Source organism: Candidatus Binatia bacterium, from assembly GCA_036382395.1.
In the GTDB taxonomy this organism is placed as follows: Bacteria; Desulfobacterota; Binatia; order HRBIN30; family HRBIN30; genus JAGDMS01.
In genome coordinates this window covers 1-10110 of the sequence record DASVHW010000284.1, presented here as the reverse complement: position 1 = coordinate 10110, position 10110 = coordinate 1, and the positions used below count along the sequence as shown (strand labels likewise).

Genomic DNA, 10110 nt, shown 5'->3' with positions numbered 1-10110 from the left:
CTTCCGCATCATCTGGTCGAAGTAATCATTGTGACGGCGGATCCACTCCATGAGCATCGAGGCGTGCTCGATCTCTTCGTCCTTGTTGTGCAGCAGCACGTCCTTCAACTGCGGATCGGCACACGCGTCGGCGCGTTGCTGATACCAGTCGATGGCTTGCATCTCCTCCATCAGGCTGACGATCGCACGGTGCATATCGCGCGTCTCCCCCGACAGGAGCTCCAGCGGTTCGTGATACGTGTCACTCGCCATTCGGTCCTCCTTCAGTGTCCAGTTATACGCTCACCAACAGACCGTTCCAGTACCACGGCTGCATCCGAATTTGGTGACCGGACAGGTCAGCTGGGCGCCCGGCTACAGCCCGAGGTCCGGTGTGTGCACCTTGACGATTTGTCCGCTGACGTGCCCGACCTCCGAGTTCCAGGTCACGTGATCGCCGACCTTGAATTGTCCCGTCATGATGGTTGGCCTCCGGTTATCCTCTCTAACTCGACTTCCGCGCGCAGGCCCTCAATGTCCCGCTGGATCACGGCGACCGCCAACTTCCTGCCGCCGCTTCGATAGGTGATCGTGCAGTCGCGCCCGTCAAGCTGCCCGTCGATCTCGGCCTTGTCCCAGCGCTCGGCGTGACCGACATACGCGAGGCTGAAATCGTACTGCTCGGTCCAGAAGAACGGCACGGCGTCAAACCGCTCCCGCCGTCCAAGCATGTTGCGCGCCGCGGTGTGCCCCTGGCGCTCGGCCACCACCCAGTGCTCGACGCGAATGCGCTCGCCGGTGAGCCGGTCCGGCCAGCGCGCAATGTCGCCGGCAGCGAAGATGCCCGGGACGCTGGTCTCAAGATACTCGTCCACCGTGATGCCGCGATCGATGGCGAGGCCTGCCTGTTCCGCCAATGCGACGACCGGCCGCACGCCGATGCCGGCGACGACGAGGTCGGCTTGGAGACTTTCTCCGTTCTCCAACGTGACGCTGCGCTCGTATATCGAGGCGACTGTCGTGCCGAGATGAAATGTCACTCCGTGTTCCTCGTGGAGCTTGCGGATGAACTGTCCGACGTCCGTTCCCAGAATTTTCTCCATGGGAACGGTTTCCGGCGCGACCACATGCACTTCGATATTCCGAGCTCGAAGTGACGCCGCCACCTCGAGTCCGATGAAGCTCGAGCCAATCACCACGGCCCGCTGCGATACCAGCGCCTTGGCGACAAGCGCGCGGCTGTCACCGAGCGTGCGCAGATAGTGTACGTGCGGCAGATCCCTGCCAGGGACCTCAAGCCGCACCGGCTCGGCGCCGGTGGCGAGCAGCAGCGCATCATAGGCATAGCGGGTGCCGTCCACGAGCTGCACGTGCCGGCTCGCGGTGTCGATGGTGGCGACGCGAGCGCCCAGCTTCAACTCGATGCCGTGCTCTCGATAAAATTCCGGTGATCGGAGGACAGTGAGCTCCTCGGGCGCAGTGCCCGCGAGATAGCCCTTCGAAAGATTGGGGCGATCACAGGGCACCGTCGTGTCTGCGCTCAGCATGGTAATGCGACCGGAGTAGCCCTCCCGCCGGAGCATTTCCGCAGCGGCGTTGCCCGCTGCGCCACCACCCACGATTACGATTGATCCCGGCATGCCGGCCTTTGCCGGGGGTGATTGCTTCGCTGCACTCTCGAGTTTTTCTCTTACATACGCGCTGCCATCCCGCTGCTCGACGCGCCAGCAGGAGACCCGATCCAGCGCCGGCGCGCGCAGGGCCTCGCCGGTACGCAGGCTGAAACAGGCATGATGCCAGGGGCAACGCACCGTATCGCCCACCAGCAGCCCGTCGGCAAGCGGGGCGCCATAGTGCGTGCAGAGGGCACCGACCGCGAACAGTTCGGCCCCGCGCCGCGCCAGCAGCACCGCTTCGCCGTGCGCGTGGCCGAGCAGCATGGCGCCGTCGGCGACTGTCGAGAGCGCGATTCCCTTGGCGAGATCAGGTCCGCTGAGTTCCTTCTTGGGTTCGTTCATTCGATCTCCTTGACGCCGATGCTGGTCGGCGCACTCCGACGCACCGCCGCCAAGGACAGGCGCTGTGGCCCTAACGAACCGCGCTAGGAGCCTGTCGGACTTGGCACCATCCAGCGACCCAACCCTGTCCTGAGCGACGTCGAAGGAGGGGAAGCGGTCCCGCCGAACGAACGCCGGCCGCAGGCCCTAGCGAAACCTGAACGGGAAGATGAAGTTGAAGCCTCCCGGCGGGGGCGGCGGGGCGTAGACAACCGGCGGGGGCGCATAATAGACGTCCGGCGCCGGCGCATAGATGACCCTGGGGCGATGCTTGCGGCTTTGACGATACTGCCGCTGCGTGTGCGCCCGCCTATTGCGGGCATGATACTCGTCTGCGTCGGCTCGCGCCGGCCGCACGGCTACAGCGGCGCTGACGATTGCGAGCGCCATCGCCAGCGTGCCGATCTTGACGCGCCAATCCCTGGTGAACGTGGTCAGCTTTTCCATAGTGACTTCTCTATTCCTGGAGCGACGTCCCAAAATCGGACGAATGATGCTGTTTGGGCGCACGCGGCCTTTTCTTCACTTGTGCCTTCGCTTCGCAGCGTTCATGCGGCTTCGGAATACTCCATCGGCAGTCTTCTTTTGAGCGTCCGACATACTGTCGTAGAGAGCTTGGAAGGTCGGAATCAATTTACGGAGTTCGTCGGCATGCGCATCGATCACCGCCGCATAGGATTTGAGCTCGTCGACGGCGCTCCTCGATTGTGCGTTCTGAGCCGCCTCCTGGCGACGATCTGCCATCGCCTTTGCGTTCTCGCGCATCACCTGGGCGAAATTGTTCCATAGGGTCTCCTGAGCCGCCGTGATCTGGAGGCTGCTGTGCATCGTCTTGATGCGCGCCTCGACGCGGTCGGCCGGAGCGGGTTTGGTTTTCGCCGCCGCCTGGGCGAGATTGCCCGAGACCGAAAGGAAAGGGCTGGCGAAGACGATGGTAGCGAACAGCGTCGCCACTGCAACTCTGCGTGCCGCCGGATGCGTATTCAGAAACATGATCTCCTCCCTCTGTCTGGCTGCGATCACGGAAACCGGAGCCGTTCTTCAGCTATCCAACCTGTTCATTTGGCGTGGTGCGAGGATTCGTTCGTTGCCAGATGAAGATTCGCGTCCACCACCACAGGCCTTTTCTAGAAGAAAAACGGCAGCGCCGTAAGCTCGTAGTACTACGCGCGTGGTTCTACGCGTTGCACTGCCCCGCACGCCGCCGAAGGCTAGGGTATAGGGCACTGGGAGCGGCGGGTCGCCTCCATCAGTGTTGCTGACACCGGCCCGACGCTCGCTTCCGCTCCGCCGATGTTGACCACGTTGGCAACGATCAGCAGCGAGCAGGCACCCCGCAACACCGAGCGCGAGTACCGGGGCGCACCACTCCCGCGAGGCCTTTGCCCGTCACCATCCCCAGCCGTGCACACATCAGTTGCACGGACACCATGAGCGGAAAGGAAAACAGCGCGATCCACAGGGGCGCATAGCCAAAGGCTGCGCCGGTGACCGAATACGTGGAGATACCGGACGGGTCGTCGTCCGCCGCGCCAGTGACGAGCCCAGGGCCAAGGTCGGCAAAGAATTGTTCCACCCGTGCCGGGACGCTGGCCGTGTCACGCCGCGGACGCTGCTTGGTCGTCCTCATCTGATCATCTTAGCGGCTGTCACTTGGCCCCACTAGCCCGGGCTCAAACCGGTGCGCGATGGCTTTGACGAAGGCATTCTGAATCAAGCCAACGACGAGCGCCCCCGTGCTGGTTTCGGGGTCGGACGCGCGTCCCGAAATCTCAACCGTGGTGGCCACCTCACCGCGGCGGTTTGCGCACTGTGAACGTAGTCGAGTTGCACGGCGCGGAGCGTCAGGTTCTTCAAGTGGAAGTTCTCGACCTGCGGGGCGTATTCGACATGGCCATCCGCCCACAGGGCGCCATCGGTGATCCATAGGTTCATCCGCGCCAGCATCGGCTTGAAATAGTCGAGCTGCACCTGATCGAGCGTGATGTCTGCGTCGATGGCGGCTGACGGCGCCGCGAGGAAGTTCGCCTGTCCATCGACGCGGAGCTTCCCGGAGTCGAAGATGACGCCATCCATGTGCACGTTGGAAGGGTACACATGATCCGCCGAGCGGATGTTGCGGATGTTGTCGGCGATCAGGTTCAGCTTACGGCTCAAAGCGCGAGCACCCCCTTGACGACCTCTTCTGGGGCGCCCTTGCAGCCTCAACGACGACATGGGAATGATTCCCGCCGTCACAACACGGCAACTGAATGTAATCGGCCATTGGGAGGAGGATACCATGGCCGGTCATTGCGATTTTGTAAAACATCCCTGACGGGCAGCCCGCCACTTCGCAAAGAACACCCCTTCACATCTGCCTCGGTATCCGATATCTTCTGAGGGGTGGCGATTCGTCGGCACGACGCCGGCTCGCCAATAAGCAGCTTTCGAGAGGATGATAGTCATGGCCGAAGAAGTCAAAGATGCACAAGATGAGAGTTTCACTACGACGGTGATCGCTGGCATTGCGGTGGCTGTCCTCGCGCCAGAACTCCTACCCGGGATGGCGATCGGGGTGGGAGCGATGTTGGCGCCCAAACTGTTGCCGACCCTCGGCGGTGCGTTACGGCCCATCGTCAAGACCGCGGTGCGCGCTGGCTATGCGACCGCCATGAAGACCAAAGAATTGGCGGCGGTCGCGAGCGAGCAGGTGCAAGACATGGTGGCTGAAGCGGTCGCTGAACAGGAAAGCAAAGAGCGCGGCGCCGCACATCGGTCGTCGCGTCCAACCGCCAGGCGTCACAACGCAGCATAGCGGAGACCGAACCGTCATCGTTCGTCAATATATTTTTCTCTCTGCGAGGACCGCAACTCCAGTACGTGCGGCCAGCGTCTTTACAATGACGAGTTTCCCCTTGGGTCGCTGCGGACTGCACCGTCCGCAACCCCCTAGGGCTTGACCAGCGGCGTGACCTGTCGACGCAGCAGGTGCGGGCGCAGAAAGGGAAGTGAATGCTCCATCCGGCGCATGTCATGCACCACATTCCCGGCCGGATGCGGGTCAAGGTGCCACACGCCAAAGGCAATTATCAATTGCTGCAGCAGATTCAGCAATCGATCTCACCACTGCCTGGCATCACCCGCGTCGAGATCAGTCCGGCCACCGGAAGCGTGCTGATCCACTATGATCCTGACCAGCACGCCGACTTCAACAATCATCTTGCCGCGCATGCGGAACGCGCTGAGCTGTTTGCGCTCCAACCACCGGAGCTAACCGAAGTGGATGGGATCGCAGCGAAAATCGAGGCGGAAGCCGAGTTCTTGGCCCAGCATTCGGAGTCCGCGAGCTCGATCGTCAATTTCATGAAGCAGCTGAACGGGCGGATCAAGCTCGCAACGGATAATACCGTCGACCTGAACGTGCTCCTCCCCCTCGGGCTTGCCATCTACACCTTCCTCGAGGTCGGCTCCGAAGCGGCGACTCCGCTGTGGGTGACACTCGGCATCTTCTCGTTCAACTCCTTTATCATGCTGCACGACTCCCGGCCCACGGTGCAAGTCGACGCGCAGAAGTTGAACGTCGGAAAATCACAGGAGCGACAGACTGCGCCGCACAAGGCTGCACGTGCAAAATCGATACAGGCCAGACGGCGTAGCTGACATCGATCAGGCACTCGATTACGACGTGCGCCATGCCCTGCCCGGCCGCATCAGACTGCGTGTGCCTGCCATCGAGCGGAGCCCCGGCTTGGCCGATGCCATCAAACGGCTTTTAGACAAACACGACGGCATCACCGGCGTCCGCGTCCATCGGCTGTCTGCCTCGGTCGTGATCACCTATGACCCACAGCGGCCGAATGTCCCCGCCAACTTGATATCGGCGTTGCGCGGCCTGACGGTCCCCACCCTGCTTGCGCTTCCCGCCGCCGGACAACGCGAATCGGGTAGAACAGGCGGCAGCAACGTGACCGAGTCCGAGTCGCTGCGCGCGGCCGACGACGACAACGGATTCAATCCTCTCTCGCTAGCGACGGCTGCGCTCGGATTCAGTCTGCTCGGCGGTCCGCTTGGTGCAAGTCTTGCGTTGCCCGTTATCGGCTATAACTCCATCCCCATTCTCAAACGCGCCTTCAGAGTCTTGCGGGATGAGCACCGCCTGAACGTCGATTTTCTCGACAGCTTGGCGATTGTCATCTCGACCTTGCAGGGGAATCTGTTCACGAGCGCATTCATGACCTGGCTGATTAACCTCGGCGATTACATCCGCGACCGCACCGCAGCCAAGTCGCGACGCTCCATCGCCGACCTGCTCGATTACCAGCGGAGCAAGGTCTGGGTGCTCAGGAACAACAAAAAAGCTGAGGTCACTGTCGATGAAGTGCGCGCCGGAGACACCGTGATAGTCTATCCAGGAGGCATGATTTCGGTGGATGGCGAGGTGATTCGGGGGCGCGCCAGTGTCGATCAAAAGACGATCACTGGCGAGTCGCTGCCGGTGGAGCGGCGAGTCGGCGACAGGGTGTATGCGGCGACCGTGGTCAGGGAAGGAAAACTCTACGTGCATGCCGAGCGTGTCGGCGCCGAGACGGCGGCGGCGCACATCGTCCGCCTCGTTGAAGCCGCGCCGATCGGCGACACACGCATGCAAAACTACGCGGAGAAGTTTGCCGACAAACTCGTCGCCCCCTCGCTCGGGTTCGCGGGCACCCTGTACGGGATGAGCGGAGATCTCAACCGGTTACTGTCGATGGTCATCATCGACTACGGGACCGGTATTCGCGTGGCCGCTCCGACCTCGATCCTCGCGGCCATGACGCGCGCCGCACGCCAAGGCATCCTGATCAAGGACGGCAGCCATTTGGAAAAGCTCAGCCAGGTGGACACGATCATCTTTGACAAGACTGGTACGCTCACCAAAGGTCAGCCGCGGGTGCTCAACGTCACGTCCTTCAATGAACGAAGATTTCCGCCACACGAGGTGCTGACACTGGCGGCGGCAGCGGAAGCCCGTTTGAAGCACCCCGTAGCATGGGCAATCCTCGCGAAAGCACGCGAGTTGCAACTGAAGATCCCCGAGCGCAGTGAGTTGCGCTATCATATCGGATTAGGCGTTGAGGTGCAGGTCAACGGTTACGTGGTCCAAGTCGGCAATGAGCGATTCTTGCGCGAGCAGGGGATCAAGCTCGATGTCGCATTGCGCGACCTGAAACGGATGAACGAGCGTGGATACTCCAGCTTACTGCTGGCGGTGGACGGCACACTCACTGGCCTGCTCCCCTACGCCGACCAGATTCGCCCCGAAAGCCAGGCGGTAATCAAGACGCTTCACAATCGCGGTGTGAGCAGGATCATCATGCTGACCGGCGACAATACGACGGTGGCGGAGGCGGTGTCGCTCCAGCTCGGCCTCGACCAGTTCTTTTCCGAGGTCTTACCGGCGGATAAGGCGGAGATCGTCCGGCAGCTGCAGCGTGACGGCAGGGTCGTGGCCATGGTGGGGGACGGCATCAACGACTCGCCTGCGCTCGCCTATGCCGATGTGGGGATCGCGATGAAGAACGGCGCTGATGTCGCCCGCGAAGCAGCCGATGTGGTGTTGATGGAAGAGAACCTGTGGAAGCTGATCAGCGCGATCGACATCTCGAAAGAGGCGATTGGCCTGGTCCGGCAGAACTATGCAATCATAGTGGTATTCAATACGCTCGCCTTGGCCCTCGCCGTACCGAGCGGAATGGTCAGTCCAGATGTGACGGCGCTCGTCAGTAATGGGTCGGCGATTCTGGCCAGCCTGAATGGCATGCGGCCGATCCTGCAATATTAGTGGTTCGTAAGCGTGTGACGAACTACGTGCCGGAGCGAGAGCCGCGTTGGCACGGCGTGTGACGGTCTGTGGGCGAAGATGAGGGTGATGGGGTTTACGCGTTCAGTTGACTGATGTGCAGCGGCCGCTTCGGATCGTCGTCGATGTACGTCAGATCGCCATTCTCGATGCGGAAATGGTTTATCTTGAGCGGATAGATTGCCTCCAGTGCCTGTTGCCACCCTTCATCTTTCAGCGAGACCTTTTTGGACGCCTCTTGTTGCAGCTGCGTGTGGTCGATGCGCACGTGCGGTTGCCGGAGCACAAAGTCCGCCAGCAAGCGGCCATGGAGAAGTGCCTGCCAATGCACGCTGGCATGCAGCTGTGAAAACTGCGCGACGGGAAGCTGTGGATGGGCGTTCGGCGCGATCGTCAGATCCTTCAGCGTGATCGAGAACCCGACCGGGTGAAAAGCAATGGCCGCCAGACGCACCGTGTAGCCCTGCAACTCGGCGTTGAGGGCCCGTTCCATATGTCCTCGCAAGGGCTGGTCAATAAAGAACGAAGCGCCGGCCAGTAGCAGCGCCACGATGGCGACGCAGCCAGCCAGGACACGAACGACTTTCCACCGCGAGCGCAATCTGGGAATCGGGAGCGGGCCTACTGCGACCGGCACGGCCGGACTGACGCTTGTACCCATGCGATGCTTGTACTGGACGCACCGCACCGGCGTAAGCTCGGAGTCCTACGCGCGTGGTTCTACGTATGTCGCGTGTGCCCTCACCGCGCCGGCGGGCTCCGGGAGAGGAACGGCGGTCGTCCCCGAAGGGACCCCCGGAGACGGTGCAAGCGAACCGTATGTTCTCGCATATACCTTGGTGAGCTCGGCTCCGAAGAAGAGAATCTGTGACGAGTAATAGACCCAGATCAGAATGATCACGAGTGATCCCGCGGCCCCGAAGGCGGAGGCGACCGCACTGTGGGCCAGATAGAGTGCGATCACCCATTGCCCGACCAAGAACAGCAATGAGGTTACGGCGGCGCTGATCCAGACGTCACGCCATGCGATCCGCACGTCGGGCACGTACTTGAAGATCATCGCAAACAACAGCGTGCCCATGCCGGACGAGATGAAAAAATGCATCGGTTTCAGCAGGTCGTTGAAAGTGACATGGTCGGCGAACCACCGGTCGAGCGCTGCGACCGCGGCGTTCAACATGAGGGAGAGCAGAAACAGGCAGCCGATAACCAGCACCATGAAGAAAGAGGCAGCGCGTTCTTGAATGACCCCGAGCACGCCGTGGTCAGGCCTGGGTGGCACCTTCCATATGTCATTGAGCCCCTGCTGCAGCTCAACGAAGGCGCCGGATGCCCCAAGGAGAATCACGCCGACGCTCAGACCGGCCGCCGCCATGCCGGTGGCCGGGGCGGTCGCACGCTGAATCATCCCGGAGATCGCCTCGGCGCCGTCCCGGCCGATCAACCTGCTGATCTCCGCGACGATCTGCATATGGGCTTGCTGCTGCTCGAACACCAAGGCGGCGATCGCGATGGCCACGATGACCAGCGGTGCCAGCGAGAACGCCGCGTAATACGCAAGCGCCGCACCCAGGCGTAGCGCGTTGTCTGCCCACCATTCGCGGCACGTATCCCTCAGCAACCCGAAGGTGGCATTCAGACGAGCAACGGGGTCAAACGCGTACAGTTGACGACCCTCACTTCTTGCCGCGCTTCGGCTTGAGGTACACGGCCGCGGCGCGCTCCAGCACGCGGAAGGCGAACGACTCGGTCAGGTAGAGGTGGACCTTGTCCTTGTCGTGACCCGCGTATCCGACGGACAGATCCTGCCCGACGCTGAGCTGAAAGTCGCCGCCGCGGTGAGACAACAACACTGCGCCGTCGATTTTTGGTGCCAACACCATCGGCCCGTCAAGGAAGTGCTCGACGCGCTCGCGGATCGGGTGGCCATCCTCGGCGGCCTGGGCCAATCCCGCGTAGCAGTCCGGCCCGAGCGCCAACGCATAGGGCCCGTTGATACCGCCGCGTCGCAGCGTCTCGACGGCGTCCACCACGATGGACGGATAGTCCGCGTCATCGTCCGGGATGGTAATCGCCGGATGCGGGCTGCTGGGAATGATGCCCTCGATGCCACCGGCTTTGAAGCCGTTGAAAATGGCGGTGTCTTCGGCGTGCGCCGCTTTCTCCGCGGCACTGACCACCGTTGGAAGATCCAGCACCGCGCCGCGCGACGCGTTGTCGAGCTCCATCATCGGCAGCTCGAACGGCACGCGG

12 protein-coding genes and 1 pseudogene are annotated in these 10110 nt (G+C 62.1%); 3 read left to right on the top strand and 10 right to left on the bottom strand.

Annotation, left to right across the window (positions count from 1 at the left end):
- The 7 genes and pseudogenes from VF515_13340 to VF515_13310 form a co-directional block, all read right to left on the bottom strand.
- Positions 1-252: ferritin (locus tag VF515_13340; protein HEX7408621.1), on the bottom strand; the 252-nt coding region annotated here is incomplete at its 3' end.
- A gap of 114 nt (positions 253-366) precedes the next feature.
- Positions 367-459: pseudogene (locus VF515_13335) on the bottom strand (HVA1 family protein).
- Positions 456-1997, bottom strand: a complete 1542-nt coding sequence (locus tag VF515_13330) for an FAD-dependent oxidoreductase (protein HEX7408620.1) — start codon at positions 1995-1997, stop codon at positions 456-458. Before VF515_13330 ends, VF515_13335 begins: the two are co-directional and overlap by 4 nt.
- A gap of 186 nt (positions 1998-2183) precedes the next feature.
- Positions 2184-2483, bottom strand: coding sequence for a hypothetical protein (locus VF515_13325; protein ID HEX7408619.1), 300 nt, complete (start codon positions 2481-2483; stop codon positions 2184-2186).
- Between the two features lie 75 nt (positions 2484-2558).
- Positions 2559-3029, bottom strand: a complete 471-nt coding sequence (locus tag VF515_13320; GenBank protein HEX7408618.1) for a Spy/CpxP family protein refolding chaperone — start codon at positions 3027-3029, stop codon at positions 2559-2561.
- Between the two features lie 322 nt (positions 3030-3351).
- Positions 3352-3666, bottom strand: coding sequence for a divalent metal cation transporter (locus VF515_13315; protein ID HEX7408617.1), 315 nt, complete (start codon positions 3664-3666; stop codon positions 3352-3354).
- 83 nt (positions 3667-3749) lie between these two features.
- Entirely contained in the window at positions 3750-4193 is a 444-nt protein-coding gene (locus VF515_13310) for a DUF748 domain-containing protein (GenBank protein HEX7408616.1), read from the bottom strand.
- A gap of 289 nt (positions 4194-4482) precedes the next feature.
- On the opposite strand from VF515_13310, the gene VF515_13305 reads away from it, so the two are divergent.
- The 3 genes from VF515_13305 to VF515_13295 all read left to right on the top strand — a co-directional run bounded on the left by VF515_13305 (position 4483) and on the right by VF515_13295 (position 7839).
- On the top strand, positions 4483-4833 hold the full coding sequence (locus tag VF515_13305) for a DUF5132 domain-containing protein (protein ID HEX7408615.1): 351 nt from the start codon (positions 4483-4485) through the stop codon (positions 4831-4833).
- A gap of 197 nt (positions 4834-5030) precedes the next feature.
- A complete protein-coding gene (locus tag VF515_13300; protein ID HEX7408614.1) occupies positions 5031-5678 on the top strand; it encodes a hypothetical protein in 648 nt (215 codons plus the stop codon).
- Positions 5644-7839: a heavy metal translocating P-type ATPase gene (locus tag VF515_13295; protein HEX7408613.1), complete on the top strand. Its 2196-nt coding sequence runs from the start codon at positions 5644-5646 to the stop codon at positions 7837-7839. The genes VF515_13300 and VF515_13295 overlap by 35 nt, the downstream gene beginning before the upstream one ends.
- Positions 7840-7933: 94 nt before the next feature.
- Here the strand turns inward: VF515_13295 and VF515_13290 are convergent, their stop codons facing one another.
- From VF515_13290 to VF515_13280, 3 genes are all read right to left on the bottom strand, one after another.
- Complete coding sequence (locus VF515_13290) at positions 7934-8407, bottom strand: hypothetical protein (protein HEX7408612.1); 474 nt, start codon at positions 8405-8407, stop codon at positions 7934-7936.
- Between the two features lie 156 nt (positions 8408-8563).
- Complete coding sequence (locus VF515_13285; GenBank protein ID HEX7408611.1) at positions 8564-9478, bottom strand: YihY/virulence factor BrkB family protein; 915 nt, start codon at positions 9476-9478, stop codon at positions 8564-8566.
- A 55-nt stretch (positions 9479-9533) separates the two neighbouring features.
- On the bottom strand, positions 9534-10110 hold a 577-nt coding region (locus VF515_13280), incomplete at its 5' end, for a family 1 encapsulin nanocompartment shell protein (protein HEX7408610.1).

Coding starts and splice junctions, on each gene's coding strand:
- VF515_13300 (HEX7408614.1), top strand. CDS start 5,031: ATGCTCCATCCGGCGCATGTCATGCACCACATTCCCGGCCGGATGCGG.
- VF515_13315 (HEX7408617.1), bottom strand. CDS start 3,666: ATGAGGACGACCAAGCAGCGTCCGCGGCGTGACACGGCCAGCGTCCCG.
- VF515_13330 (HEX7408620.1), bottom strand. CDS start 1,997: ATGAACGAACCCAAGAAGGAACTCAGCGGACCTGATCTCGCCAAGGGA.
- VF515_13305 (HEX7408615.1), top strand. CDS start 4,483: ATGGCCGAAGAAGTCAAAGATGCACAAGATGAGAGTTTCACTACGACG.
- VF515_13325 (HEX7408619.1), bottom strand. CDS start 2,483: ATGGAAAAGCTGACCACGTTCACCAGGGATTGGCGCGTCAAGATCGGC.
- VF515_13320 (HEX7408618.1), bottom strand. CDS start 3,029: ATGTTTCTGAATACGCATCCGGCGGCACGCAGAGTTGCAGTGGCGACG.